The organism is Pseudomonas fluorescens (assembly GCF_902497785.1).
Classification (GTDB): domain Bacteria; phylum Pseudomonadota; class Gammaproteobacteria; order Pseudomonadales; family Pseudomonadaceae; genus Aquipseudomonas; species Aquipseudomonas fluorescens_BO.
Window position 1 is genome coordinate 72,659 of record NZ_CABVHK010000022.1, and the last position, 25,690, is coordinate 98,348.

The following is a 25,690-nucleotide window of genomic DNA, read 5'->3' on the forward strand; positions in this document are numbered from 1 at the left end:
AAGCGCCGCCGCGCTTGCGGTCGAAAGAGAAGACCATGAAAGACACCATTCGCCAGCTGATCCAACAAGCCATCACCCAACTCGTCAACGAAGGTGTGTTGCCTGAAGGCCTGTCGCCGGCGATCCAGGTGGAAAACTCCCGTGACAAGAAGAACGGCGATTTCGCCAGCAATATCGCGATGATGCTGGCCAAGCCGGCCGGCATGAAGCCGCGCGATCTGGCCGAGAAAATCATCGCCGCGCTGCCGGCCGACGAGAACGTCACCAAGACCGAAATTGCCGGCCCGGGCTTCCTGAACTTCTTCCAGAACACCCAGGCCCTGGCCTCTCGCCTCGACGCCGCACTGGCCGACGAGCACATCGGCGTGCGCAAGGCCGGCCCGGCGCAACGTACCGTTGTCGACCTGTCGGCACCCAACCTCGCCAAGGAAATGCACGTCGGCCACTTGCGCTCGACCATCATCGGCGACGGCGTGGCCCGCGTTCTGGAGTTCCTCGGCGACGAAGTGATCCGGCAGAACCACGTCGGCGACTGGGGCACCCAGTTCGGCATGCTGATGGCGTATCTGCAGGAAAACCCGATCACCAGCGACGAACTGTCGGACCTGGAAAACTTCTATCGCGCCGCCAAGGGCCGCTTCGACGAATCCGAAGAGTTCGCCGATCGCGCCCGTGGCCTGGTGGTCAAGCTGCAAGCCGGCGACCCGGACTGCCTGGCGCTCTGGACCAAATTCAAAGACATCTCGCTGTCGCACTGCCAGAAAATCTACGAACTGTTGAACGTCAAACTGACCATGGCCGATGTGATGGGCGAAAGCGCCTACAACGACGACCTGATCAACGTGGTTAACGACCTCAAGGCCGCTGGCCTGCTGGTCGAAAGCAACGGCGCCCAGTGCGTGTTCCTCGACGAGTTCAAGAATGCCGACGGCGACCCGCTGCCGGTAATCATCGTCAAGGCCGACGGCGGCTACCTCTACGCCACCACCGACCTGGCGGCCGTGCGTTATCGCAGCGGCACTCTAAAGGCGGATCGGGCGTTGTACTTTGTCGACCAGCGCCAGGCCCTGCACTTCCAGCAAGTGTTCGCTGTAGCGCGCAAGGCCGGCTTCGTCACGCACCCGATGGAAATGGAGCACATGGGCTTCGGCACCATGAACGGTAAAGATGGCCGTCCATTCAAGACCCGCGATGGCGGCACCGTGAAGCTGATCGACTTGCTGACCGAAGCCCAGGAACGCGCCTACACCCTGGTCAAGGACAAGAACCCGGAGCTGGCCGATGACGAATTGCGCAACATCGCCAATGTCGTGGGCATCGGCGCGGTGAAATACGCCGACCTGTCCAAACACCGCACCAGCGACTACAGCTTCAACTTCGACCTGATGCTGAACTTCGAAGGCAACACCGCGCCCTACCTGTTGTACGCCTACACCCGCGTGGCCGGTGTGTTCCGTAAACTCGGCAAGGATTTCAGCGAAGTCGAAGGCCAGATCGTCCTCGAAGCCGCTCACGAACACGAGCTGGCAGCGAAACTCGCACAGTTTGGCGAAGTACTGAACAACGTGTCCGACAAGGGCACGCCGCACATCCTCTGCACCTACCTGTACGATGTCGCCGGCCTGTTCTCCAGTTTCTACGAGAACTGCCCGATCCTCAGCGCCGACACTCCGGCGCAAATGCAAAGCCGCCTGCGCCTCGCCGCGCTGACCGGCCGCACTCTCAAGCAAGGCCTGGAACTCTTGGGTCTGGAAACTCTGGAGCGTATGTAAGTTGGCTGCCAAGAAAAAACCTGCACCCAAGCGTGGCGCCAGCCGTTACCAAGCTCCTGCAAAGCAACCGATCCCGGGCTGGCTGTGGATGGCCATTGGCCTGACGGTCGGCGCGTTCATTGTATTCCTGATGAAGCTGGAGCCGGGCAAAGGCAGCGAGAGCGTCAAGCGCGAGAAAATCGAGCAGCAGAAAGCCAGGATGGTCGAGGCCAACAAGACCCCGCCGAGCCCGACGCAGCCGGTGAAACCGAAGTACGACTTCTACACTCTGCTGCCGGAATCGGAAGTGATCGTGCCGCCGGATGCTGTGCCGGAGAAAACCCCGCCAACGCCGGTTGTGCCGACCACGCCGGTCACCCCCGCCGAAGCCGCGAAGATCGACACCGCGCGGGCTCAGGCGGCCCTGGCCGGCATTACGCCGCCACCGGCACCGCCTGTCGCCAAGGCCGCGCCAGTGACCAAGTTCTTCCTGCAGGCCGGTTCGTTCCGCAAGGAAACTGATGCGGACAAGGTTCGGGCGCAGATCATTCTGCTGGGGCAGGCGGTGGCGGTTGAATCGGGCACAGTTAAAGACGAGACCTGGTATCGGGTACTGGTCGGCCCGTTCAGCAATCGTGAGCAACTGACTACGGCGCAGAAACAACTGGCCGGCGCGGGTTTCAGCAACCTGTTGTTACAACAACGCCAAAACCGCTGATCCACCGTCGCCGCAGCTCTCACGGGAGAGCCAAATCCCTGTAGGAGCTGCCGCAGGCTGCGATCTTTTCCGGGGTTGCGGGTTTCCTGTCTTAAAAAACAAGATCAAGAGATCGCAGCCTTCGGCAGCTCCTACGCACCTTGCACCGCTCGTCCCCTCTCCCGCTCCGCAGTTGAAAAACGCTCCACCACCCCCATATGAGTTTGCATAAGGCATTTTCGCCCCGCTGCGTGGAGACTCTCTCTTGACCACCATCGTTTCAGTTCGCCGCCACGGCAAAGTCGTCATGGGCGGCGACGGCCAGGTTTCTCTCGGCAATACCGTGATGAAAGGCAACGCGAAGAAAGTTCGTCGCCTGTACCACGGTCAGGTTATCGCCGGATTTGCCGGGGCCACGGCTGACGCCTTCACCCTCTTCGAACGTTTCGAAGGCCAGCTTGAGAAACATCAGGGTCACCTGGTTCGCGCCGCCGTCGAACTCGCCAAAGAATGGCGCACCGACCGCTCCCTCAGCCGCCTCGAAGCCATGCTCGCGGTCGCCAACAAAGACGCGTCCCTGATCATCACCGGCAACGGCGACGTGGTCGAACCCGAAGAAGGCCTGATCGCCATGGGTTCCGGTGGCGGTTACGCCCAGGCCGCCGCCAGCGCGCTGCTGAAGAAAACGGACCTGTCGGCCCGCGAAATCGTCGAAACCGCGCTCGGCATTGCCGGCGACATCTGCGTATTCACTAACCACACCTTCACCATTGAGGAGCAGGACCTCGCCGAGTAAGCCTGTTCCGGCGCTCGCGCCACGGCTCACTTTTGCTTGAGGACCGCCAATTACTATGTCCATGACTCCCCGTGAAATCGTCCACGAACTCAATCGCCATATCATCGGCCAGGACGATGCCAAGCGCGCCGTCGCCATCGCGCTGCGTAACCGCTGGCGCCGGATGCAGCTGCCGGAAGAGCTGCGCGTTGAAGTCACCCCCAAGAACATCCTGATGATCGGCCCGACCGGTGTCGGTAAAACCGAGATCGCCCGTCGCCTGGCCAAACTGGCCAACGCGCCGTTCATCAAAGTCGAAGCCACCAAATTTACCGAAGTCGGCTACGTGGGCCGTGACGTCGAATCAATCATTCGCGATCTGGCTGACGCCGCCATCAAACTGCTGCGCGAACAGGAAATGACCAAGGTTCGCCACCGCGCCGAAGACGCCGCCGAAGAGCGCATCCTCGACGCCTTGCTGCCACCGGCACGCATGGGTTTCAGCAACGAAGACGCCCCGTCCGCCGATTCCAACACCCGCCAGCTGTTCCGCAAGCGCCTGCGCGAAGGTCAGCTGGATGACAAGGAGATCGAAATCGAAGTCGCTGAAGCGGCCGGCGTCGATATTTCCGCGCCACCGGGCATGGAAGAAATGACCAATCAGCTGCAAAGCCTGTTTGCCAACATGGGCAAGGGCAAGAAGAAAAACCGCAAGCTCAAGGTCAAGGAAGCGTTGAAGCTGGTGCGTGACGAAGAAGCCGGTCGCCTGGTCAACGAGGAAGAGTTGAAGGCCAAGGCGCTGGAAGCGGTCGAGCAGCACGGCATTGTGTTTATCGACGAAATCGACAAGGTCGCCAAGCGTGGCAATTCCGGTGGCGTCGACGTGTCCCGTGAAGGCGTGCAGCGCGATTTGCTGCCGCTGATTGAAGGCTGCACCGTCAACACCAAACTGGGCATGGTCAAGACTGACCACATCCTGTTTATCGCCTCTGGCGCCTTCCACTTGAGCAAGCCGAGCGATCTGGTGCCGGAGCTGCAAGGTCGTCTGCCGATCCGTGTCGAGCTCAAAGCGCTGACGCCGCAAGACTTCGAACGCATCCTCAGCGAACCGCATGCCTCGCTCACCGAGCAGTATTGCGCGCTGTTGAAAACCGAAGGTTTGTGCATCGAGTTCCAGCCGGACGGCATCAAGCGCATCGCCGAGATCGCCTGGCAGGTGAATGAGAAAACCGAGAACATCGGTGCCCGTCGCCTGCACACCTTGCTGGAGCGTCTGCTGGAAGAAGTGTCGTTCAGCGCCGGCGATCTGGCCAGCGCCCACGACGACAAGGTGATCCTGATCGACGCCGAATACGTCAACAGCCACCTGGGCGAATTGGCGCAGAACGAAGACCTGTCCCGTTATATCCTGTAGGTCACCTACTCCTGTGCGAACGTGACACCTGTAGGAGCTGCCGCAGGCTGCGATCTTTTTCGGTTGATGCCGAAGATCAAAAGATCGCAGCCTGCGGCAGCTCCTACAGATCGTTCCCTATAGACGGACGACCCAACATGACCCAACTCCCCACCGACATCAAACTGCACAAAGCCTCGAAAACCCTTTCGCTGAAATACGCGTCCGGTGAGGAGCATCACCTGCCCGCCGAATTCCTGCGCGTGCACTCTCCTTCCGCCGAGGTCCAGGGCCACGGCAAACCTATCCTGCAATTTGGCAAGATCGGCGTCGGTCTGAGCAAAGTAGAACCGGCCGGTCAGTACGCACTGAAATTGACCTTCGACGACGGCCACGACAGCGGCCTGTTCACCTGGGAGTATTTGTACCAGCTGGGTGTGCGTCAGGAAGATCTCTGGAACGATTATCTTGCCGAACTGAAAGCTGCCGGCAAAACCCGTGATCCGAACGAGTCGGTCGTCAAGCTGATGCTCTAGCCCGAGCCTCTTGCGCGTTAGAACGCATTTTCTAATTTCATCTGATTGAATGCTTGGCCCAAAGGCCAGTCATTGGCCTGCTTGCGAAAAAAATTAAACTCGGGTAACCAATGGAGCTGGCAAGTTCCCTGCAGTGCACTCTGAACTAAAAAGCAGCGATGCAGAATTAACGGTCACCCGAGCAGTAGTACCTGGCATTAGCTGTGTACGGACACAGCTGGACCTGGTACTCGTCTCAGGACAATGGAGCGTCGTAGATGAGTAACAAGAATAACGATGACTTGAAGTATCAGGCCTCTGAAAACACCCTGGGGCTGAATCCTGTCGTTGGGCTGCGTGGAAAGGATCTGCTGGCTTCCGCCCGAATGGTGCTTAGGCAGGCCATCAGGCAACCGATTCACAGCGCGAAGCATGTCGCGCATTTCGGCCTTGAACTCAAGAACGTGCTGTTCGGCAAATCCGGGCTGCAACCGACCAGCGATGACCGTCGCTTCGCCGATCCGGCCTGGAGCCAGAACCCGCTCTACAAACGTTATCTGCAAACTTACCTGGCGTGGCGCAAGGAACTCCACGACTGGATCGACGACAGTAATCTGGGCCCCAAGGACACGGCCCGCGGGCATTTCGTGATCAACCTCATGACCGAGGCCATGGCGCCGACCAACAGCGCGGCCAACCCGGCGGCGGTCAAACGGTTCTTCGAAACCGGTGGCAAAAGTCTGCTCGACGGGCTCTCGCACCTGGCCAAGGATCTGGTGCACAACGGCGGCATGCCGAGCCAGGTCAACATGGGCGCCTTCGAAGTCGGCAAGAGCCTGGGCGTGACCGAAGGCGCGGTGGTGTTCCGCAACGACGTGCTGGAGCTGATCCAGTACCGGCCGATCACCGAGCAGGTGCATGAGCGTCCGTTGCTGGTGGTGCCGCCGCAAATCAACAAGTTCTACGTCTTTGATTTGAGCCCGGACAAGAGCCTGGCGCGCTTCTGCCTGCGCAACAACGTACAGACGTTCATCGTCAGCTGGCGCAACCCGACGAAGGAGCAACGCGAGTGGGGCCTGACGACCTACATCGAAGCGCTCAAGGAAGCGGTGGACGTGGTCACTGCGATTACCGGCAGCAAAGACGTGAATATGCTCGGCGCCTGCTCGGGTGGCATCACCTGCACCGCGCTGCTGGGCCACTACGCGGCAATCGGAGAGAAAAAGGTCAACGCCCTCACGCTGCTGGTGAGCGTGCTGGACACCACCCTGGACAGCGACGTGGCGTTGTTCGTCGACGAGCAAACCCTCGAAGCCGCCAAGCGCCACTCGTATCAGGCCGGTGTGCTCGAAGGTCGCGACATGGCGAAAGTCTTCGCCTGGATGCGCCCCAACGATCTGATCTGGAACTACTGGGTCAACAACTACCTGCTGGGCAACGAGCCGCCGGTGTTCGACATTCTGTTCTGGAACAACGACACCACCCGGTTGCCGGCAGCGTTCCACGGCGATCTGATCGAGATGTTCAAAAGCAATCCGCTGATTCGTCCCGATGCACTGGAAGTGTGCGGCACGCCGATTGATCTGAAGCAGGTCACCGCGGACATCTTTTCCCTGGCCGGCACCAACGACCACATCACGCCGTGGAAGTCCTGCTACAAGTCGGCGCAGTTGTTTGGTGGCAAGGTTGAATTCGTGCTGTCCAGCAGCGGGCATATCCAAAGCATTCTGAACCCGCCGGGCAACCCGAAGTCACGGTATATGACCAGCAGCGAAATGCCGGTCAAGGCCGAAGACTGGCAAGAAAACTCCACCAAGCACACCGATTCCTGGTGGCTGCACTGGCAGGCCTGGCAGGCCGAGCGTTCGGGCAAACTGAAAAAATCCCCGACCAGCCTGGGCAACAAAACCTACACCGCCGGCGAAGCAGCGCCGGGCACTTACGTACACGAGCGGTAATCGACGCACCCCACCCACACTGTGGGAGCGGGCTTTTTGTGGTGAGGGGATTTATCCCCGTTGGGTGGCGAAGCCAGCCCGAAACCTGAGACATCGGTGCTGCAGTTACACCGAGTGCAATGGTTTTACGGCTGCTTCGCAGTCGAACGGGGATAAATCCCCTCACCACACAAGCTCGCTCCTACAGGGGAGTGGGGATAACTCACCCACAGGGCTTGAAGCATGCCGCAACCGTTCATTTTTCGTACCGTCGACCTGGATGGCCAGACCCTCCGCACGGCGGTACGCCCCGGCAAGCCTCACTTGACGCCCTTGCTGATTTTCAACGGCATTGGCGCCAACCTGGAGCTGGTGTTTCCGTTCGTCGCAGCGCTGGACCCGGACCTCGAAGTCATCGCGTTCGATGTGCCCGGGGTGGGCGGTTCGTCAACGCCGAACCGGCCGTATCGCTTTCCGGGCCTGGCCAAACTCACCGCGCGCATGCTCGACTATCTCGATTACGGGCGAGTCAACGTGATCGGCGTGTCGTGGGGTGGCGCCCTCGCCCAGCAGTTCGCCTACGACTACCCCGAACGCTGCAAGAAGCTGGTGCTGGCGGCAACGGCGGCCGGCGCGGTGATGGTGCCGGGCAAGCCGAAAGTGTTGTGGATGATGGCCAGCCCCCGGCGTTACATCCAGCCGTCGCATGTGATCCGCATTGCGCCGATGATCTACGGCGGCTCGTTCCGTCGCGATCCGACCCTTGCCGCCAGTCACGCGGCCAAGGTCCGTTCGGCAGGCAAGCTCGGTTACTACTGGCAGCTGTTCGCCGGTCTCGGCTGGACCAGCATTCACTGGCTGCACAAAATCCACCAGCCGACGCTGGTGCTGGCCGGCGACGACGACCCGCTGATCCCGCTGATCAACATGCGCTTGCTGGCCTGGCGAATTCCCAACGCGCAGCTGCACATCATCGATGACGGGCATCTGTTCCTGATCACCCGCGCCGAGGCCGTGGCGCCGATCATCATGAAATTCCTTGAAGAAGAACGGCAGCGCGCCGTGATGCATCCGCATCCGGCACCATTGGGCGGTTAACAGCCCCCATTGTCGGTCGGCAGGACGCCGTGCCGCGCAACAACCCGTTACAGCGTCTATGGTGTTCTGGTTCGGTGTGTTTGTATTTGGCCTGAAGACGAAGGAGTGTTGATCCATGCGCGAAAAACCAGTGAGGGAGTTTTTGCCCACTCCCGCCGCGTTCATCAACGCACAGAGTGCGATTACCGGCCTGCGTGGCCGTGATCTGTTGTCGACCCTGCGCAGTGTTGCCGCCCATGGTTTGCGCAACCCGGTGCACAGTGCTCGCCACGCCTTGAAGCTGGGCGGCCAGTTGGGACGTGTGTTGCTGGGTGAAACCCTGCACCCGACCAACCCGCAGGACAGTCGTTTTGCCGACCCGGCATGGAGCCTCAACCCGTTTTATCGCCGCAGCTTGCAGGCGTACCTGAGCTGGCAAAAGCAGGTCAAAAGCTGGATCGACGACAGCAACATGGACCCGGACGATCGCGCCCGCGCGCACTTCGCGTTCGCCTTGCTCAACGACGCCGTGGCACCGTCCAACAGCCTGCTCAATCCGCTGGCGATCAAGGAAATCTTCAACTCCGGAGGCAACAGCCTGGTGCGTGGCGTCAGTCACCTGGTCGACGATTTCCTGCACAACGACGGCCTGCCCAGACAGGTCACGAAGCAGGCGTTCGAGGTCGGCAAAACCGTCGCCACCACCACCGGCTCCGTGGTGTTTCGCAACGAGCTGCTGGAGCTGATCCAGTACAAGCCGATGAGCGAAAAGCAGTATTCCAAGCCGCTGCTGGTGGTGCCGCCACAAATCAACAAGTACTACATTTTCGACCTGAGCCCCGGCAACAGCTTCGTCCAGTTCGCCCTGAAAAACGGCCTGCAAACCTTCATGATCAGCTGGCGTAACCCGGACGTGCGTCACCGCGAATGGGGCCTGTCGACGTATGTCGAAGCCGTGGAAGAAGCGATGAATGTGTGCCGGGCGATCACCGGCGCGCGGGAAGTCAACCTGATGGGTGCCTGCGCCGGCGGCCTGACCATTGCCGCGCTGCAAGGTCATTTGCAGGCCAAGCGGCAGATGCGTCGGGTGTCGAGCGCGACGTATCTGGTGAGCCTGCTGGACAGCCAGATGGACAGCCCGGCCACGCTCTTTGCCGACGAACAAACCCTCGAAGCGGCCAAGCGTCGTTCCTATCAGAAAGGGGTGCTGGACGGCCGGGACATGGCCAAGGTGTTCGCCTGGATGCGGCCCAACGATTTGATCTGGAGCTATTTCGTCAACAATTACCTGCTGGGCAAGGAGCCGCCGGCGTTCGACATCCTCTACTGGAACAACGACAACACGCGCCTGCCGGCAGCCTTGCATGGCGACCTGCTGGACTTCTTCAAGCACAACCCGCTGAGTCATCCGGGCGGTCTTGAAGTGTGCGGCACGCCAATCGATTTGCAGAAAGTCACTGTCGACAGCTTCAGTGTGGCCGGCATCAACGACCACATCACGCCGTGGGACGCGGTGTACCGCTCAACGCTGTTGCTGGGTGGCGAGCGGCGCTTCGTGCTGTCCAACAGCGGTCATGTGCAGAGCATTCTCAACCCGCCCTCAAACCCGAAAGCCAACTTTGTCGAGAGCGCGAAACTGAGCAGCGATCCGCGGGCCTGGTATTACGATGCCAAGCAAGTCGACGGCAGCTGGTGGACGCCATGGCTGAGCTGGATTCAGGAACGCTCGGGCGCGCAGAAAGAAACCCACATGGCCCTCGGCAACCAGAACTATCCACCGATGGAGGCAGCACCCGGTACTTACGTGCGTGTGCGCTGACGTTCAACGAACCATTAAGAAGACTGGATGAAAACCCGCGACCGGATTCTCGAATGTGCTTTGCAGTTGTTCAATCAGAAAGGCGAACCGAACGTCTCCACCATGGAAGTTGCCAATGAAATGGGGATCAGCCCGGGCAATCTCTATTACCATTTTCATGGCAAGGAGCCGTTGATTCTCGGGTTGTTCGAACGCTTTCAGGCCGAGCTCGCGCCGCTGCTGGATCCGCCCGCTGATGTGGAACTGGCACCGGAAGATTACTGGCTGTTTCTGCACCTGATCGTCGAGCGCCTGGCCCATTACCGCTTTCTGTTCCAGGACCTGTCGAACCTGGCGGGACGATTGCCGAAACTGGCCAAAGGCATCCGCAACTTGCTCAACGCACTGAAGCGTACGCTGGCGTCATTGCTCGCAAGGTTGAAGGCTCAAGGGCAGTTGGTCAGCGACACGCAGGCGCTGGGGCAGTTGGTGGAGCAGATCACCCTGACGCTGCTGTTCTCGTTGGATTATCAGCGGATTCTGGATCGTGAGGGTGAGGTGAGGCTGGTGGTTTATCAGATCATGATGCTGGTGGCGCCGCACTTGCTGCCGCCGATCAAAGTGGCGACCGAGCAACTGGCGCTTCAATACCTCGAAGAACATTAAAAGATCGCAGCCTTCGGCAGCTCCTACGGAGTACGCAGGTAGGAGCTGCCGAAGGCTGCGATCCTTTCAGTCAAACAAAAACGCCCGACCTTTGAAGGCCGGGCGTTTTCTTGAGCCCTGGAATCAGGACTGACTGGTTGGCGTCGATGGAGCTGGCGCGGCAGTCGGGGTTGCAGCAGGGGTCGGTGCAGCAGCGGAGTTGGTTGTGCTGGCCGGAGTCGGTGCCGGTTTGGCGGCAGCCACTGCTGGTTTTGGCGTAGCGGCTTTCGACGCTGCCGGTTTTTTCACCGCTGGCTTCTTCGCTGCGGCAGGTTTTGCCGCTGGCTTGGCCGCCGTGCTTTTCGCTGCGGGTTTAGCTGCTGCAGTTTTCGCGGCTGGCTTGGCAGCGGGTTTCGCTGCAGCCTTGCTGGCCACCGATTTGACCGCTGCCTTGGCTGCTGCAGGTTTCGCTGCGGCAGTTTTAGTCGCGGACTTGGCTGCCGACGCGACTTTCGATGCAGCTTTGGCAACAGGTTTTGCAGCCGCCTTGGCCAGCGGTTTGGCAGCAGGCTTGGCCGCTGCGGTTTTCGCCGCAACAGGCGCAACCTTGGCACCGGTGAGTCTTTCGATTTGCTTGGTCAAGGTATCGACCTTGCTGTGCAGCGCTTTCACTTCATTGCGGCTCGGTACACCGAGGCGCGAAATGGCGCTGTTCAGGCGCTTGTCGAAAGCCCCTTCGAGCTCATCCCACTTGCCCAGCGCACGATCTTTCACGCCAGTGATGCGCGATTTGGCCGAGGAAGCAGAATCCTTGACGTCATCGACTTTCTTGCCGACAGCATTCTTGGTGAGCTTCTCGGCTTTCTCGCCGTCTTTGACCAATGTATCGAAGAGCTTGCTGCCGTCAGTGTCGATCTTCGAGTACACGCCTAAACCAGCCAGCCAGATTTTGCGGGAGTAGTCTTCGACCTTCCCGATCCACGAGCTGCCTTCTTTGTCAGTATTCTTTTTGCCAGCCATCCCGTTCTCCTTAAGATTTACGCGCGACGCGTTCGAGCAATGCCGTCAGTTCATCGAGCTTAGCAGAGAGTGTCTCAACGTCATGTTTAGACGGAATGCCAATACGATTCAAGGCACTTGCGACACGCGAGTCAAAAGCCTTCTCGACTTTGTCGAGTTGAACTTCGACCTTGCCTTTGAAAGTACTGACTTCACTCTTGGCTTCGTTGATCTCTGAGTTAGCTGCCTCAAGTTTCTCAGCAACTACTTTTTTGCCTTTGGATTCAACAGTTTGACCAGCCTTGATCAACTCTTGAATGTATTCGCTGCCCTCTTGACCGACCTTGGTATAGGCACCCAGGCCTGCCAGCCAGATCTTGCGGGCATAAGATTTAACGTCGCTCAGAGCCGTTGTCGAAGCGTCGATTTTTTTCTTCAAAATAACTTTGGCCATGGTGCACCTCACGCGCAGAAGGTTTGAGGAACTGCCCGCGAAAGTGTCGGGCTCATGCACAAAGTAGGCAGAAAAATTAGAAACGGCACCCTAACAACTGACATGAAAGCGTGGCGCCTGCTAGAGAAGATCGCAGCTCGTTTCACTCGACAGCTCCTACAGGCGTGCACCGCCTCCCTCTGTAGGAGCTGTCGAGTGAAACGAGGCTGCGATCTTTCCAGAATCACGCCAACGCTTTATCCAGCGCCTTTTCGATTTCCGATTTGATCGTGCCGCTCATGGCCGACATCAACAGGCCCAGTTCGACATCAACCCTGATCGAGTCCTCGCCCACATGCACTGCGCCTTTCACCCCGGAACGCTTGAGGTTGAGGACGTCGCCGGACCATTGCGGCTCCAGGCCATATTGATCGGACAGCTTCTGCGCCAACTTGTCGGCCTTCTCGCGAGCCGCTTCCTTGCCCAGGCCGTGGGCACGTTCAACACTAATACGGGCCATCGAATGACTCCTGCTTTATGAATACTTTCCTGAAGCATCTTGACCGCCACTGCGGCAAAACGTCCCGGTGATTACCTATCTTACCTTCAGCCTTGCCAAGACAAAGCAGGCCACCGGGATTAGAATGTCCCGCATTCTCTTCTGGTGACAGCGATATGACTGATCAGCGCAAAGGCAGCGATGCCGAACCCACCACTCACTTCGGTTTCAAAAACGTTCCGGAAAGCCAAAAAGCGGAAAAAGTCGCTGAAGTTTTCCACTCGGTAGCCGCCAAGTACGACTTGATGAACGACCTCCTGTCGGGCGGCATGCACCGGTTGTGGAAGCGATTCGCGATCGAACTGTCGGGCGTTCGCAGCGGTAACCGCGTGCTGGACATCGCCGGCGGCACCGGTGACCTGACCAAGAAATTCTCGCACCTCGTGGGCCCGACCGGCCAGGTGGTGTTGGCCGACATCAACGAATCCATGCTCAAGGTCGGTCGCGACCGCCTGCTGGATCTGGGCGTGGCCGGCAACGTCGAGTTTGTTCAGGCCGACGCTGAAAAGCTGCCGTTCCCGGACAATCATTTCGACTGCGTGACCATCGCGTTCGGCCTGCGCAACGTCACCCATAAAGAAGACGCCCTGCGTTCAATGCTGCGCGTGCTCAAGCCGGGCGGCCGTTTGCTGGTGCTGGAATTCTCCAAGCCGACCAACGCGCTGATGTCCAAGGCCTACGACGCTTACTCGTTCGCCTTCATGCCGTTGATGGGCAAACTGATCACCAACGACTCGGAAAGCTATCGCTACCTGGCCGAATCGATCCGCATGCACCCGAATCAGGAAACCCTGAAATCGATGATGGTCGAGGCCGGTTTCGACCGCGTGACTTATCACAACATGACCGCAGGCATCGTCGCCCTGCACCGCGGCATCAAACCCTGATGTTGCTCGCCGGCCTGCTCGCCAGCGTTGAGCTCGGTCTGAACCGGGTGCTGCGTCTCGACAGCACGGCGCTGCCGCGGCTGGCGCATTTGAGCGGCAAGGTGATTGCCGTCGATTGCCGCAGCCCGGCGTTGAAACTGTTCATCTTGCCCAGTGACGAAGGCCTGATGCTCGCTTCCCAGTGGGAAACCGGCGCCGACTGCACCTTGCGCGCGCCGGCTTCCAGTCTGTTGAAACTGGCGATGAGCAAGGACAAGACCTCGGTGCTGCATGGCCCTGAAGTCGAACTCGACGGTGACAGCGGCGTGCTGCTGGAACTGGCGGCGATCCTTCAGGACCTCGAGCTGGACTGGGAATACGAACTCTCGCGCTGGCTCGGCCCGGTCGCCACGCAACTGGTCGGCGGACACCTGCGCAGCCGCGCACGCTGGTATCAGCAAGGGTTCGTCAGCCTTGGCCAGAACCTCGGCGAATACCTGGCCGAAGAATCGCGCACCCTTGTCGGTCAGCGCGAAGCCGAAGCCCGTTTCAGTGAACTGGACCAGATCAAACTCGATCTGGAACGTCTCGAGGCGCGTTTCGAGCGCCTTTCCCGATCCCTCGACCCAAGCGATAACGCATGAAGCTGCTTGCCGTCCGCCGTTTGTTGCGCATCCAGCGCGTTGTGATTCGCTACCGCCTCGATGACCTGTTGTTCGCCTTGCCGCTGCCCTGGTTTCTGCTGGCGCTGCGCTATGCCTTGCCGTGGCGCTGGTTCCCGCGCAAGACGCTGGACCTGAGCCGCGGTGCGCGATTGCGCCTGGCACTGCAAGATCTGGGGCCGATTTTCATCAAGTTCGGGCAGATTCTGTCGACCCGTCGCGACCTGTTGCCGGAAGACATTGCCGACGAGCTGATGAAGCTGCAGGACCGCGTGCCGCCGTTCGATTCGCAAGTGTCGATCAAGCTGATCGAAGAACAGCTCGGCAAGAAAATCAGCGAAGTGTTCAGCCGTTTCGACGTGGAGCCGCTGGCTTCGGCCTCGGTGGCGCAGGTGCATGCCGCGCAGCTGAAAACCGGTGAAGAAGTAGTAGTCAAAGTCATTCGCCCGGGCCTGAAACCGATCATCGCCCAGGATCTCGCGTGGCTGTTCATCCTCGCCCGCGCCGCTGAAAAACTCTCGGCTGATGCCCGTCTGCTGCACCCGGTGGACGTGGTGCTGGATTACGAAAAAACCATCTACGACGAACTCGACCTGCTGCGCGAGGCGGCCAACGCCAGCCAGTTGAAGCGCAACTTTGAAGGTTCGCCGTTGCTCTACGTGCCGCAAGTCTATTGGGACTGGTGCCGGCCGAAAGTGCTGGTGATGGAGCGCATCTACGGCATTCAGGTCACCGACCTCGCGACCCTCGCCGATCAGCGCACCGACATGAAGATGCTCGCCGAGCGCGGCGTTGAGATCTTCTTCACCCAGGTATTCCGCGACAGCTTCTTCCACGCCGACATGCATCCCGGCAACATCTTCGTCAGCACCGTCAACCCGTGGAGCCCGCAGTATATTGCGATCGACTGCGGCATCGTCGGCAGCCTGACCCCGGAAGACCAGGATTACCTGGCGCGCAACCTGTTTGCATTTTTCAAGCGTGACTACCGGCGTGTGGCACAACTGCACATCGATTCGGGTTGGGTGCCGGCGGAAACCAAGCTCAATGAATTCGAAGCGGCGATCCGGACGGTCTGCGAGCCGATCTTCGAAAAACCGTTAAAGGATATTTCCTTCGGTCAGGTGCTGATGCGCCTGTTCCAGACGGCGCGACGCTTCAACATGGAAGTGCAGCCGCAGCTGGTGCTGCTGCAAAAAACCCTGTTGAACATCGAAGGCCTGGGCCGTCAGCTGTACCCGGACCTTGATCTGTGGAACACCGCGCAGCCATTCCTTGAACGCTGGATGCGCGAGCGCGTCAGCCCCAAAGCCTTGCTCGGCAATGTGCAGAGCCAGTTCGAACAACTGCCGCACCTGGCCAACATGGCCCGCGACCTGCTCGAACGCATGTCCCAACCCCACGCCTGCGACCCGCCACCACCGTGGCATCGGCGCCGGGATGACTGGTTCCTGCGGCTGCTTGGCACGGCACACCTGGCCGGCGGTGCGGTGCTGGCGATCGGCGGGCCGTTGAACGAACTGGCTTACTGGCCGGCTGGAATCATGATGGCCGTCGGTTTGTATCTGGTCGTGCGCCGATAGCCAGTTGTGTGATCCACTGGCACACTGTTTGAACGTTGGGCTCTGCTCATGAAGTGCGGGGCTCGCTGTCGGAGTCGAAGATGAAAAACTGGCTGGACGAGATCAAATGGGACGCCGACGGCCTGGTGCCGGCGATTGCCCAGGATCACAAGACCGGGCGCGTGCTGATGATGGCCTGGATGAACCGTGAAGCGCTGGAACTGACCGCTGCCGAAAACCGCGCCATTTACTGGTCGCGCTCCCGTGGCAAGCTGTGGCGCAAGGGCGAAGAGTCCGGTCATGTGCAAACCCTGCATGAGATGCGCCTGGACTGTGACGCCGACGTGATCATCCTGATGGTCGAGCAGATCGGCGACATCGCTTGCCACACCGGTCGCCAGAGTTGCTTCTACCGCGTTTTCGAGAACGGCGACTGGACCACCGTCGACCCTGTTCTGAAAGACCCGCACGCCATCTACTCCGCAGGACACCGCCATGAGTGACACCCTGACCCGCCTGGCCGAGGTGCTGGAAGAGCGCAAAGGCGCCGCCGCCGACAGCTCGTATGTCGCCAGCCTGTACCACAAGGGCTTGAACAAGATTCTGGAAAAAGTCGGCGAAGAGTCGGTCGAAACCATTATCGCCGCCAAGGATGCCGCCATCAGCGGTGACTGCAGCGATGTGATCTACGAGACCGCCGACCTGTGGTTCCACAGCATGGTCATGCTCGCCCAACTGGGGCAGCATCCACAGGCTGTACTCGATGAACTGGACCGTCGCTTCGGTCTGTCCGGACACGCCGAGAAAGCCTCGCGTCCGTCCGCCTGAACATCTATTTGAGAGGAGCAGCAACATGGGCATTTTTGACTGGAAACACTGGGTCGTCATCCTGGTGGTTGTCGTGCTGGTGTTCGGCACCAAGAAACTGAAGAACCTCGGCACTGACGTCGGCGAGTCGATCAAGGGCTTTCGCAAAGCCATGAACGATGACGAAAAGCCGGCCGATCCGACGGTGACCCCGGCGCAACCGGTGCCACCTGTACAGCCGCAGGCTGCGCAGTCGGTGAACCCGCCGCACACCATCGACGTGCAGGCGCAAAAAGTCGAAGAGCCGATCCGCAAAGACGTGTGAGCACAGACTAATGTTTGGTATCAGCTTCTCTGAACTGCTGCTCGTCGGGCTCGTCGCCTTGCTGGTGCTCGGCCCCGAGCGCCTGCCGGGTGCCGCGCGCACGGCTGGCCTGTGGGTCGGGCGTTTGAAGCGCAGCTTTAACGCGATCAAGCAGGAAGTTGAACGTGAAATCGGTGCCGACGAGATTCGTCGGCAACTGCACAACGAGCACATTCTGTCGCTGGAGCAGGAGGCGCGGAAGATTTTCACGCCGACTCAGCAGGAGCCGACACCGGTTCAGCCAGAGGTGCCGCCGACGATTCATGCGCCGAACGCCAACGCTGCTCCGACTGAAACGCCGACCGCCGTCGAACCCGCGCCAGTTGTGGCGCCAGTAGCCCCCGTTGCTCCTGCCGCCGCGCCCGTAACGCCGGCGCCTCACGACACCCCTTTGCCGCCGCGAGCCCCATGAGCGATCTCCCAGAAAACGACCAGCACATGCCGCTGGTTTCGCACCTCACCGAGTTGCGTACCCGTCTGCTGCGCTGCGTAGCGGCGATCTTCATCATCTTCGCCGGACTGTTTGCCTTCACCCAGCAGATCTACACCTTCGTCTCCACGCCGCTGCGGCAATACCTGCCAGTCGGCGCGACGATGATCGCCACTGACGTGTCGTCGCCGTTCCTGACGCCCCTGAAGCTGACGATGATGGTGTCGCTGTTCCTGGCGATCCCGGTGATCCTGCATCAGATCTGGGGCTTCATCGCGCCGGGCCTGTACAAGCATGAAAAACGTATCGCCGTGCCCTTGCTGGTCTCGAGCATCATGCTGTTCTATGCCGGCATGGCCTTCGCCTATTACCTGGTGTTCCCGTTGATTTTCAAATTTTTCGCCGCCGCCACCCCGGCCGGCGTGGAGATGATGACCGACATCAGTAGTTACCTCGACTTCGTCATGACGCTGTTCTTTGCCTTCGGCGTGGCGTTTGAAATACCGGTGGCCGTGGTGCTGCTGGTGTGGATCGGTGTGGTCGACGTCAAATACCTGAAGAAAATCCGCCCGTACGTGATCATCGGCTGCTTTGTGGTCGGCATGATCCTGACCCCGCCAGACATCTTCTCGCAGACGCTGCTGGCCGTACCGATGTGGCTGTTGTTTGAAATCGGCATCCTGTTCGGCGGCCTGATCAGCAAGCGCGGCGATCATCCGGACGACCAGCCGGTCGACGATCACAACGACCAGCCTCCAGCGACCCAGGCGTGAACCTGCTGCTCCTCGAAGAGGCCGACTTCATTGCGGTCGACCGGGTAATCCTGCGCGATCGCCGGTTGACCCACATGCAGGAAGTCCACCGCTGTGAAGTGGGTGACAGCATGCGCGTCGGGCGTATTGGCGGCCTGATGGGGCCAGCCGAAGTGCTGCGTCTTGACGCCGCTGAAGCCGAACTGCGCGTCATCCTCGACCAACCACCGCCCGCCAAGCTGCCGCTGACTTTGCTGCTGGCCCTGCCGCGCCCCAAGATGCTGCGTCGAGTGTTTCAGACCGTGGCGGCCATGGGTGTGCCGCGCATCGTGCTGGTGAACAGCTATCGCGTCGAGAAGAGCTTTTGGCAGACTCCGTTCCTCGAACCTGAAGCCATTCGCGAGCAACTGATCCTCGGCCTCGAACAGGCCCGCGACACCGTACTGCCGGAGGTCGTCATCGAGAAGCGCTTCAAACCTTTCGTCGAAGACCGATTGCCCGCCATGACCGAAGGCACCCTCGGCTTGGTCGGCCATCCGGGCAACTATCCGTCATGCCCACGGGGTCTGGATGAACCGGTGACCCTGGCCATCGGCCCCGAAGGTGGCTGGATCCCCTACGAAATCGATCTGCTGGGCAAGGCCGGCCTGCAACCGGTGCAGCTTGGCGAGCGCATCCTGCGCGTCGAAACCGCCGTCACGGCCCTGCTCGCACGGCTCTTCTGAACTGTCACCTCCGTAGGAGCTGCCGCAGGCTGCGATCTTTTGATCTTCCCCTCCAGGATTAAAATCAAAGGATCGCAGCCTGCGGCAGCTCCTACAGATTCCCGCACTCCAGCCGATACAGTCCCCATAAAACCAACTTATGGTCCCGTGGGAGTTGCAACATGTACCGATGGCTAGCCGAGAAACTGGGGAACGTCAGCGTCAATCGCAAGCTGGGTGTCGGCTTCGGCCTGGTGTTGCTACTGACGCTGCTGATCACTTTTACCGGCTGGACCGGGTTGAGTGAAGTGACCAGTCGTGGCGATAAGCTGGGCTTCATTTCCTCTCTCGACGGCTTGACCAAAGACCTGCGCATCGCCCGCCTCGACTACGAAATGCGCCGTGGCGAGCAAGGCCCGGGCGTCGTCAACGACTTGCTCGGCCAACTCGACACCGGCCTGAAAACCGCGCGCACGCTGATCGAACAACCCGCCGACGCGGCCATGATCGACCAGCAACTGGCCGCAGTCAGCGAATACAAACAAGCCTTCGCCACCATGATTCAGGCCGGCGCCAACCGCGAAGATGCCCGCAGCAAACTCGGCGCCAATGCCGATAACGCCGTGGCGAAAGTGACTGACGTCGAGAAAACCCTGCAGCAAGGCGACAGCGTTGCCGATTTCAACAGCGTGGTCGAAGTCAGTAAACTTCTTCAACAAGCCCGCTATCAGGTGCGCGGATACACCTACAGTGGCAAGGCCGATGCCGAACAACCGGCGCTGGACGCGATCACCAATGCCCTGAACACCCTTGAAAGCCTACCGGCAAAACTACCGCAAGAGCACACGGCCAATCTGCAACAGGCCAGCGAATCGCTGAAAGCCTATCGGGCAGCGGTGAGCCAGTTCCGAGACTCACAGATTGCCACCGCCGCCGCCCTGAAACACATGGCCGCCCAAGGCAACATCCTGCTCGACGTCAGCAAAAAGCTCACCACCTCGCAAACCATTGTGCGCGACACCGATGCCGCGCACGCCAAGAATATGCTGCTGCTCGCTACCGTACTGGCGTTGGTGTTTGGCGTGTTCGCGGCGTGGGCCATCACCCGCCAGATCGTCATTCCGTTGAGCCAGACGTTGAAAGTCGCCGAGCGCATCGCCGCCGGCGACCTGACGCAAAACCTCGTTTCGCAGCGTCAGGACGAACTCGGTCAGCTCCAGCGCGCCATGCAGAGCATGACGCTGGGCCTGCGTGAGTTGATCGGCGGGATCAGCGAAGGCGTCACGCAAATTGCCAGCGCCGCCGAAGAGTTGTCGGCCGTCACCGAGCAGACCAGCGCCGGGGTCAACAGCCAGAAGGTCGAGACTGACCAGGTGGCGACCGCCATGAACGAAATGACCGCCACCGTGCAGGAAGTCGCGCGCAACGCCGAGGAAGCCTCCGAAGCGGCTGTCGCTGCCGATCAACAAGCCCGCGAGGGTGACAAAGTGGTCGGCGAAGCCATCGCCCAGATCGAGCGCCTGGCCCTCGAAGTCGGGAATTCCACCGAGGCCATGGCCCATCTCAAACGCGAGAGCGACAAGATCGGCAGCGTCCTCGACGTGATCAAATCCGTGGCCCAGCAAACCAACCTGCTGGCCCTTAACGCGGCCATTGAAGCCGCTCGTGCCGGTGAAGCCGGACGCGGTTTTGCAGTGGTGGCCGATGAAGTGCGCAGCCTGGCCCAGCGCACTCAGAAGTCCACAGAGGAAATCGAAGAGTTGATCGTCGGCCTGCAAACCGGCACCCAGCAAGTCGCGACCATCATGGACAACAGCCGCAGCCTGACCGACAGCAGCGTCGAACTGACGCGCCGCGCTGGCGGCTCACTGGAAAGCATCACCCGCACCGTGTCGGCAATTCAGTCGATGAACCAGCAGATCGCTGCGGCGGCCGAACAGCAAAGCGCCGTGGCTGAAGAAATCAACCGCAGCGTACTGAACGTGCGCGATGTATCCGAGCAGACCTCGGCAGCGAGTGAAGAGACTGCGGCGTCCAGCGTTGAGCTGGCGCGGTTGGGGACGCATTTGCAGATGCTGGTGGGGCGGTTCAAGGTTTGAGGTGATGCGAGTGCTTCAGTCCACACTGGACTGAGGTGATGCCTTCGCGGGCAAGCCCGCTCCCACAGGGTTAAGCGGTGTTCATGCAATTTGTGCAACACCGGCCATCACCGCGAAGGGCCCATTGCGTTTATGCGGCGCGCAAACGATGGCTCTCCTGAGGAAACGCACCGCTGCGGACAAAAAATATCCGGGCGCACCCATTCGGGGACGGATGCTGACGCACTCGCTCGTTTGCACAAGGGGTAGAAACAAAGAATCGCAGCCTCCGGCAGCTCCTACGCGGTGTATATCCGTAGGAGCTGCCGAAGGCTGCGATCTTTTTGGCTTTTTAGGCCAGTTGCGGCTGTGCGCTCAGCGGCTTGAGCGGTAGCAACGGCGCATGCGGATCGGCCTTCACCGATTGGCGCCACGCTTGCAGCCACTCGGGGTGGCCGTCGTTCCAGATCTGCTCATGCAGGCGAGCCAGTGCTACCGGGTCGCTCAGCAATTGCACACGCTCATTGTTGCTCAAGCCATCCGGCCCGACTTTCAACGCGTGGCGAACCCGTTCGATCCTCAGCCATTCGATCGGCTCGGCCTCACGGTGACGCGATGTCGCCAGCGAACACGCCAGGGCGTTCTGCTGAGGATCGACCACCGCGCGGACGAAGCCGTCATTCAATGCGTGATAGCGGTTTTCGTGGGTGTACTGGTCGGTTGCGACCAGCGCCTGTGGAGGATTGTATTCCTCGGGAATCAGGAACAGGCTTTCGTCACGGGACTTCAGGCCCAGGCCGACACGACTGGAAATCACCGACACCGGAATCGACAGCATCAGCGAACCGACGATCGGCACCAGCCACCAGAGGAAGCTCGGGTTCAGCCAGATTACCAGCAGGGCCCAGAAGAAGCCCAGCAAGGTTTGCGGACCGTGGCGCTTGACCGCTTCGCTCCATGGCGTGGAGTCGTCGTCACGTTGTGGCGAATTCCAGGTCGCCGCCCAGCCCAGAAACGCGGCGAGCACGAAACGGGTGTGGAAGATCATCCGCACCGGGGCCAGCAACATCGAAAACAGCATCTCCAGCAGCATCGACAGAGTCACCTTGAACTTGCCACCGAACTCTTTCGCGCCCTTGGCCCAGATCAGGATGATGCTCAACAGTTTCGGCAGGAACAGCAGCACGACGGTGGTCGAGAACAGTGCGACCGCTTTGTCCGGGTGCCATTGCGGCCACAGCGGATAGAGCTGACGCGGTTCCATGAAGTACTGCGGCTCCATCAACGTGTTGACCGCCAGCAGCGCCGTCGACAGCACGAGGAAGAAGAACCACAACGGCGCCGACAGGTACGACATCACGCCCGTGAGGAACACCGCACGGTGAACCGGGTGCATGCCTTTGACGAGGAACAGGCGGAAGTTCATCAGGTTGCCGTGGCACCAGCGACGGTCACGCTTGAGTTCGTCCAGCAGGTTTGGCGGCAATTCTTCGTAGCTGCCCGGCAAATCGTAGGCAATCCACACGCCCCAGCCGGCACGGCGCATCAGCGCGGCTTCGACGAAGTCGTGGGACAGAATTGCACCGGCAAACGCGCCTTTACCGGGCAACGGCGCCAGGGCGCAGTGCTCGATGAACGGCTTCATGCGGATGATTGCGTTGTGACCCCAGTAATGGGATTCACCCAACTGCCAAAAGTGCAGGCCGGCGGTGAACAGCGGCCCGTAGACCCGGGTCGCGAACTGCTGCATGCGCGCATACAGCGTGTCCATGCCCGAGGCACGAGGCGCGGTCTGAATGATCCCGGCGTCCGGCGTCGCTTCCATCAAACGCACCAGACTGGTCAGGCACTCGCCGCTCATGACCGAGTCGGCGTCGAGCACGACCATGTATTTGTAGTCACCGCCCCAGCGACGGCAGAAGTCGTCGAGGTTGCCGCTTTTGCGTTTTACCCGGCGACGGCGACGGCGATAGAAGATCTTGCCAAAGCCCTTGGCTTCGCGGCAAACCTCCAGCCAGGCCTGCTGCTCGGCCACACAGATATCAGCGTCGTTACTGTCGCTGAGCACGAAGAAGTCGAAGCGATCCAGGTCACCCGTGGCCGCCACCGACTCGAACGTCGCGCGCAAACCGGCGAACACCCGCGGCACGTCTTCGTTGCAGATCGGCATCACCAGCGCGGTGCGCGCCTCTTTGGCAATCGGCTCGTTGCCGGCACTTTTACCGGAGATACGGTATTTATCGTGGCCGGTGAGTAACTCGAGGAAGCCCATCAGTGCGGTCCAGAAACCGGCGGACACCCAGCAGAACAGAATCCCGAACAGAATCAGGATGCTGGTTTGCAGCGCATACGGCAGGACTTGCGTGACGGTTTGCAGGATCGGTTGATGCAGGACTTCGTTGAGGTCGACGAACGACCAGCCCTGGTACGGCATGATGCCTTTCATGTACCAGCCGGCGACGATGGTCTGGCCGAGCATCAACACCAACAGAATGTAACGGCGGATCGAACCGACGGTGCGCCAGCGAGCCGCGGGCAACACGTTCTCGTCCTTCGGCGGGGCCGGCGGATTGGTGCGTCCGGTCAGACGCCGCCAGCCACGCACCAGAATGTTGGTGCGCCACGGCTCCGGTACGACTTTGGTCCGGCGGATCGGCGGGGTGGCCTTGAGGCAAACCCGACCGCTGGCGTCGAGCACCAGCATTTCCGCTTCTTCCAGCTCTTCAGCGGTGTTCAGGGTCAAGCGGCGGCCCACCGAGGCTTGGGCAGCCTCGGTCGGTGCGTCAAACGTCGAAGACGATAGACGCTGGTGCAACTCACTGAAAGACTGGCAGCCCGCGAGTTCCGCGCGCTGCTCGTCGGTCATGGGTAGATGCGCCAGATACTCGGCAAGCGTCTCCGGCTGTACTTGAGAATTACTCATCGGCAGGCAACTGATAGCTCCAGGTCTCGGTCAGGACTTGTTCAGTCGGTGCCGATTCCGGTGTGGCTGGGGCCGCGTCGGCAGCGGCTGGCTGCTTGGCGTCTTTGTTGTCCTTGTCCTTGGTCTCTACGACTGGCTTGGCTTCGGCCTGCTTGGCCTCCGCTTGCTTGGCCTCGGCTTGCTTGGCTTCTTCCTTCGCTTGCTGCTTGGCAGCCACCTTGTCGGCCTTGGCAACAGAAGAATTGGACACCGGCAACGACGACTTGGCCAGGTCCTCAGGGACGATGTTCTGCACCAGTGCTGCGCGCATTTCGGTCGGCTTGCCCGCGTCCTTGATTTTCATCCGCAGGGTCAGGCGCCAGCCCTTGGTTTCAGGGTTGTAGCGCACGCTGTTCTCGACCAGCTCGGCGTTATCGCCAACGCTGACCTGACTGCGAACGTCTGCGGTTTCCGGCAACGCCGCCAGGGACGGGCCTTCGAAGTCCACCAGATAGGCAACGCTGCCGTCCGGCTGACGGATCAGATTGGACTGTTTGACGTCACCTGTGGAACGCAAGGTCTGCTGAACCCAGGCGCTGTCAGGCGAGTGCAGCGACGCTTCGTCGATGGTCCAGTGCAGGCGATAAGCGACGTCGAGCGGCTGGCCAGGCTCCGGCAGTTTTTCCGGGCTCCAGAACGCAACGATGTTGTCATTGGTTTCGTCGGCGGTCGGAATTTCGACCAGGTCGACCGATCCCTTGCCCCAATCGCCTTTTGGCTCGATCCAGGCACTTGGGCGTTTGTCGTAGCGGTCATCGAGGTCTTCGTAGTGGCTGAAGTCACGGCCACGTTGCAGCAAGCCGAAACCGCGCGGGTTCTCGACCGAGAAGTTGCTCACCGACAGGTGTTTCGGGTTGTTCAGCGGACGCCAGATCCACTCGCCGTTGCCGGCATGGATCGACAGACCGCTGGAGTCATGCAGTTCGCGACGGTAGTTCAGCACTTTCGAAGGCTGGTTCGCGCCGAACAGGAACATGCTGGTCAGCGGCGCTACACCGAGCTTGGTGACCTTGTCACGCAGGAACATCTGCGCCTTGACGTCAACAATGGTGTCGCTGCCCGGACGCAGGGTCAGGCGGTACGCACCGGTGGCGCGTGGCGAATCCAGCAGCGCGAAGATCACCAGGTGCTTGTCGCCCGGTCTCGGCTGTTCAATCCAGAACTCGGTGAAGCGCGGGAATTCTTCGCCGGACGGCAGCGCGGTATCGATGGCCATGCCGCGAGCGGACAAGCCATAGGTGTGACCCTTGCCGACAACGCGGAAATAACTCGCGCCGAGCATGGTCATGATTTCGTCTTGCTTGTCGGCCTTGTTGATCGGATACAGCACACGGAAACCGGCGTAACCCAGTTGTTCGGTGGCTTTCGGATCGAACTTGACGTCGCCGAAATCGAAACGACTCGGGTCGTATTTGATCTCTTCGACGGTGTTGGCCGTGATTTCGTTGATTTTCACCGGCGTATCGAAATGCATACCCTGGTGATAGAACGACAGCTTGAATGGGGTTTTCTGATCAGCCCATTCCGCTTTTTCGGTGCGGAAGCGAATTTTCTGATAGTCCGCGAATTTCATTTCGCGGAATTCGTTCGGCAGGTTACTGCGCGGGGCTTCGTATTTCTGCCCGGCCAGCTCTTTCGCCTTGGCCGACACGTCATCCAGACTGAATGCCCAAAGTTGGCCGGCGCTGAGCAGGCACAGCAGGGCAGAGCCCGCTACCAGAGCGCTTCGTAACCGTTTGGCAGACAATTTTGGTGCAACACAGGGACTAACAATCACGAGCAACCCTCGCCGAAAACAGATCAAAAAACCAACGGCCAGTTAAAGGGTTTGTGAGGTGAACGGCATGAAAAAACCGACCTTACAAACCATTCTTGCCAAGTTGGCGAGCATTGTTCCGACTCCTATGGGGCTAAATGATTCCCC

General features: G+C 60.2%; 24 protein-coding genes and 1 pseudogene. 20 read left to right on the forward strand and 5 right to left on the reverse strand.

Features of this window, described 5'->3' with window-relative positions:
- Positions 1–35 precede the first annotated feature (35 nt).
- The 9 genes from argS to F8N62_RS27290 all read left to right on the forward strand — a co-directional run bounded on the left by argS (position 36) and on the right by F8N62_RS27290 (position 10,609).
- Positions 36–1,772 (forward strand): arginine--tRNA ligase, encoded by a 1,737-nt coding sequence (gene argS / locus F8N62_RS27250; protein ID WP_150713577.1) that lies wholly within the window; start codon positions 36–38, stop codon positions 1,770–1,772.
- A gap of 1 nt (position 1,773) precedes the next feature.
- A complete protein-coding gene (locus tag F8N62_RS27255) occupies positions 1,774–2,469 on the forward strand; it encodes an SPOR domain-containing protein (RefSeq protein WP_150713578.1) in 696 nt (231 codons plus the stop codon).
- 244 nt (positions 2,470–2,713) lie between these two features.
- Complete coding sequence (gene hslV, locus F8N62_RS27260; RefSeq protein ID WP_007899242.1) at positions 2,714–3,244, forward strand: ATP-dependent protease subunit HslV; 531 nt, start codon at positions 2,714–2,716, stop codon at positions 3,242–3,244.
- A 55-nt stretch (positions 3,245–3,299) separates the two neighbouring features.
- The gene (hslU, locus tag F8N62_RS27265) at positions 3,300–4,637 is read left to right on the forward strand and encodes an ATP-dependent protease ATPase subunit HslU (RefSeq protein ID WP_150713579.1); all 1,338 of its coding nucleotides are present in this window, start codon (positions 3,300–3,302) and stop codon (positions 4,635–4,637) included.
- Between the two features lie 137 nt (positions 4,638–4,774).
- On the forward strand, positions 4,775–5,152 hold the full coding sequence (locus tag F8N62_RS27270; RefSeq protein ID WP_149416795.1) for a gamma-butyrobetaine hydroxylase-like domain-containing protein: 378 nt from the start codon (positions 4,775–4,777) through the stop codon (positions 5,150–5,152).
- 257 nt (positions 5,153–5,409) lie between these two features.
- Positions 5,410–7,089: a class II poly(R)-hydroxyalkanoic acid synthase gene (gene phaC, locus F8N62_RS27275; protein WP_150713580.1), complete on the forward strand. Its 1,680-nt coding sequence runs from the start codon at positions 5,410–5,412 to the stop codon at positions 7,087–7,089.
- 222 nt (positions 7,090–7,311) lie between these two features.
- Complete coding sequence (phaZ, locus tag F8N62_RS27280; protein ID WP_150713581.1) at positions 7,312–8,166, forward strand: poly(3-hydroxyalkanoate) depolymerase; 855 nt, start codon at positions 7,312–7,314, stop codon at positions 8,164–8,166.
- A gap of 115 nt (positions 8,167–8,281) precedes the next feature.
- A complete protein-coding gene (phaC, locus tag F8N62_RS27285; protein WP_150713582.1) occupies positions 8,282–9,964 on the forward strand; it encodes a class II poly(R)-hydroxyalkanoic acid synthase in 1,683 nt (560 codons plus the stop codon).
- Positions 9,965–9,991: 27 nt separating this feature from the next.
- The gene (locus F8N62_RS27290; RefSeq protein WP_150713583.1) at positions 9,992–10,609 is read left to right on the forward strand and encodes a TetR/AcrR family transcriptional regulator; all 618 of its coding nucleotides are present in this window, start codon (positions 9,992–9,994) and stop codon (positions 10,607–10,609) included.
- A 123-nt stretch (positions 10,610–10,732) separates the two neighbouring features.
- Here F8N62_RS27290 and F8N62_RS27295 read toward each other — a convergent pair whose 3' ends face one another.
- From F8N62_RS27295 to F8N62_RS27305, 3 genes are all read right to left on the reverse strand, one after another.
- The gene (locus F8N62_RS27295) at positions 10,733–11,608 is read right to left on the reverse strand and encodes a phasin family protein (protein ID WP_150713584.1); all 876 of its coding nucleotides are present in this window, start codon (positions 11,606–11,608) and stop codon (positions 10,733–10,735) included.
- 10 nt (positions 11,609–11,618) lie between these two features.
- Entirely contained in the window at positions 11,619–12,041 is a 423-nt protein-coding gene (locus F8N62_RS27300; RefSeq protein WP_150713585.1) for a phasin family protein, read from the reverse strand.
- A gap of 223 nt (positions 12,042–12,264) precedes the next feature.
- Entirely contained in the window at positions 12,265–12,540 is a 276-nt protein-coding gene (locus tag F8N62_RS27305; RefSeq protein ID WP_150713586.1) for a polyhydroxyalkanoic acid system family protein, read from the reverse strand.
- A gap of 155 nt (positions 12,541–12,695) precedes the next feature.
- Here F8N62_RS27305 and ubiE point away from each other — a divergent pair, with 155 nt between their 5' ends.
- The 11 genes and pseudogenes from ubiE to F8N62_RS32395 all read left to right on the forward strand — a co-directional run bounded on the left by ubiE (position 12,696) and on the right by F8N62_RS32395 (position 20,825).
- The gene (gene ubiE, locus F8N62_RS27310) at positions 12,696–13,466 is read left to right on the forward strand and encodes a bifunctional demethylmenaquinone methyltransferase/2-methoxy-6-polyprenyl-1,4-benzoquinol methylase UbiE (protein WP_060542605.1); all 771 of its coding nucleotides are present in this window, start codon (positions 12,696–12,698) and stop codon (positions 13,464–13,466) included.
- On the forward strand, positions 13,466–14,089 hold the full coding sequence (locus F8N62_RS27315; RefSeq protein ID WP_150713587.1) for an SCP2 domain-containing protein: 624 nt from the start codon (positions 13,466–13,468) through the stop codon (positions 14,087–14,089). Before ubiE ends, F8N62_RS27315 begins: the two co-directional genes overlap by 1 nt.
- Complete coding sequence (gene ubiB / locus F8N62_RS27320; RefSeq protein WP_150713588.1) at positions 14,086–15,690, forward strand: ubiquinone biosynthesis regulatory protein kinase UbiB; 1,605 nt, start codon at positions 14,086–14,088, stop codon at positions 15,688–15,690. The genes F8N62_RS27315 and ubiB overlap by 4 nt, the downstream gene beginning before the upstream one ends.
- An 80-nt stretch (positions 15,691–15,770) precedes the next feature.
- Positions 15,771–16,172, forward strand: a complete 402-nt coding sequence (hisI, locus tag F8N62_RS27325) for a phosphoribosyl-AMP cyclohydrolase (RefSeq protein WP_150713589.1) — start codon at positions 15,771–15,773, stop codon at positions 16,170–16,172.
- Positions 16,165–16,497 (forward strand): phosphoribosyl-ATP diphosphatase, encoded by a 333-nt coding sequence (locus tag F8N62_RS27330; RefSeq protein WP_008047820.1) that lies wholly within the window; start codon positions 16,165–16,167, stop codon positions 16,495–16,497. Before hisI ends, F8N62_RS27330 begins: the two co-directional genes overlap by 8 nt.
- A gap of 25 nt (positions 16,498–16,522) precedes the next feature.
- On the forward strand, positions 16,523–16,801 hold the full coding sequence (locus tag F8N62_RS27335; protein WP_150713590.1) for a twin-arginine translocase TatA/TatE family subunit: 279 nt from the start codon (positions 16,523–16,525) through the stop codon (positions 16,799–16,801).
- Positions 16,802–16,811: 10 nt separating this feature from the next.
- Positions 16,812–17,252, forward strand: a complete 441-nt coding sequence (tatB, locus tag F8N62_RS27340) for a Sec-independent protein translocase protein TatB (protein ID WP_150713591.1) — start codon at positions 16,812–16,814, stop codon at positions 17,250–17,252.
- Positions 17,249–18,043, forward strand: a complete 795-nt coding sequence (gene tatC, locus F8N62_RS27345; RefSeq protein WP_008025235.1) for a twin-arginine translocase subunit TatC — start codon at positions 17,249–17,251, stop codon at positions 18,041–18,043. The genes tatB and tatC overlap by 4 nt, the downstream gene beginning before the upstream one ends.
- Entirely contained in the window at positions 18,040–18,747 is a 708-nt protein-coding gene (locus F8N62_RS27350) for a 16S rRNA (uracil(1498)-N(3))-methyltransferase (RefSeq protein ID WP_150713592.1), read from the forward strand. The genes tatC and F8N62_RS27350 overlap by 4 nt, the downstream gene beginning before the upstream one ends.
- Positions 18,748–18,908: 161 nt before the next feature.
- Positions 18,909–19,967 (forward strand): annotated as a pseudogene (locus F8N62_RS32390) (methyl-accepting chemotaxis protein); the annotation flags it as partial.
- A 144-nt stretch (positions 19,968–20,111) separates the two neighbouring features.
- Positions 20,112–20,825 carry a methyl-accepting chemotaxis protein gene (locus F8N62_RS32395; protein ID WP_412071991.1) on the forward strand — a complete coding sequence of 238 codons (714 nt, stop codon included), beginning with the start codon at positions 20,112–20,114 and terminating at the stop codon, positions 20,823–20,825.
- Between the two features lie 331 nt (positions 20,826–21,156).
- Here the strand turns inward: F8N62_RS32395 and mdoH are convergent, their stop codons facing one another.
- Positions 21,157–23,727 (reverse strand): glucans biosynthesis glucosyltransferase MdoH, encoded by a 2,571-nt coding sequence (gene mdoH / locus F8N62_RS27360; protein WP_150713594.1) that lies wholly within the window; start codon positions 23,725–23,727, stop codon positions 21,157–21,159.
- Positions 23,720–25,543 (reverse strand): glucan biosynthesis protein G, encoded by a 1,824-nt coding sequence (locus F8N62_RS27365; RefSeq protein ID WP_150713595.1) that lies wholly within the window; start codon positions 25,541–25,543, stop codon positions 23,720–23,722. The genes mdoH and F8N62_RS27365 overlap by 8 nt, the downstream gene beginning before the upstream one ends.
- Between the last annotated feature and the right edge of the window lie 147 nt (positions 25,544–25,690).

Coding starts and splice junctions, on each gene's coding strand:
- argS (WP_150713577.1), top strand. CDS start 36: ATGAAAGACACCATTCGCCAGCTGATCCAACAAGCCATCACCCAACTC.
- hslU (WP_150713579.1), top strand. CDS start 3,300: ATGTCCATGACTCCCCGTGAAATCGTCCACGAACTCAATCGCCATATC.
- F8N62_RS27270 (WP_149416795.1), top strand. CDS start 4,775: ATGACCCAACTCCCCACCGACATCAAACTGCACAAAGCCTCGAAAACC.
- phaC (WP_150713580.1), top strand. CDS start 5,410: ATGAGTAACAAGAATAACGATGACTTGAAGTATCAGGCCTCTGAAAAC.
- phaZ (WP_150713581.1), top strand. CDS start 7,312: ATGCCGCAACCGTTCATTTTTCGTACCGTCGACCTGGATGGCCAGACC.
- phaC (WP_150713582.1), top strand. CDS start 8,282: ATGCGCGAAAAACCAGTGAGGGAGTTTTTGCCCACTCCCGCCGCGTTC.
- F8N62_RS27290 (WP_150713583.1), top strand. CDS start 9,992: ATGAAAACCCGCGACCGGATTCTCGAATGTGCTTTGCAGTTGTTCAAT.
- F8N62_RS27295 (WP_150713584.1), bottom strand. CDS start 11,608: ATGGCTGGCAAAAAGAATACTGACAAAGAAGGCAGCTCGTGGATCGGG.
- F8N62_RS27300 (WP_150713585.1), bottom strand. CDS start 12,041: ATGGCCAAAGTTATTTTGAAGAAAAAAATCGACGCTTCGACAACGGCT.
- F8N62_RS27305 (WP_150713586.1), bottom strand. CDS start 12,540: ATGGCCCGTATTAGTGTTGAACGTGCCCACGGCCTGGGCAAGGAAGCG.
- ubiE (WP_060542605.1), top strand. CDS start 12,696: ATGACTGATCAGCGCAAAGGCAGCGATGCCGAACCCACCACTCACTTC.
- F8N62_RS27315 (WP_150713587.1), top strand. CDS start 13,466: ATGTTGCTCGCCGGCCTGCTCGCCAGCGTTGAGCTCGGTCTGAACCGG.
- ubiB (WP_150713588.1), top strand. CDS start 14,086: ATGAAGCTGCTTGCCGTCCGCCGTTTGTTGCGCATCCAGCGCGTTGTG.
- hisI (WP_150713589.1), top strand. CDS start 15,771: ATGAAAAACTGGCTGGACGAGATCAAATGGGACGCCGACGGCCTGGTG.
- F8N62_RS27330 (WP_008047820.1), top strand. CDS start 16,165: ATGAGTGACACCCTGACCCGCCTGGCCGAGGTGCTGGAAGAGCGCAAA.
- F8N62_RS27335 (WP_150713590.1), top strand. CDS start 16,523: ATGGGCATTTTTGACTGGAAACACTGGGTCGTCATCCTGGTGGTTGTC.
- tatB (WP_150713591.1), top strand. CDS start 16,812: ATGTTTGGTATCAGCTTCTCTGAACTGCTGCTCGTCGGGCTCGTCGCC.
- tatC (WP_008025235.1), top strand. CDS start 17,249: ATGAGCGATCTCCCAGAAAACGACCAGCACATGCCGCTGGTTTCGCAC.
- F8N62_RS32395 (WP_412071991.1), top strand. CDS start 20,112: ATGAACGAAATGACCGCCACCGTGCAGGAAGTCGCGCGCAACGCCGAG.
- mdoH (WP_150713594.1), bottom strand. CDS start 23,727: ATGAGTAATTCTCAAGTACAGCCGGAGACGCTTGCCGAGTATCTGGCG.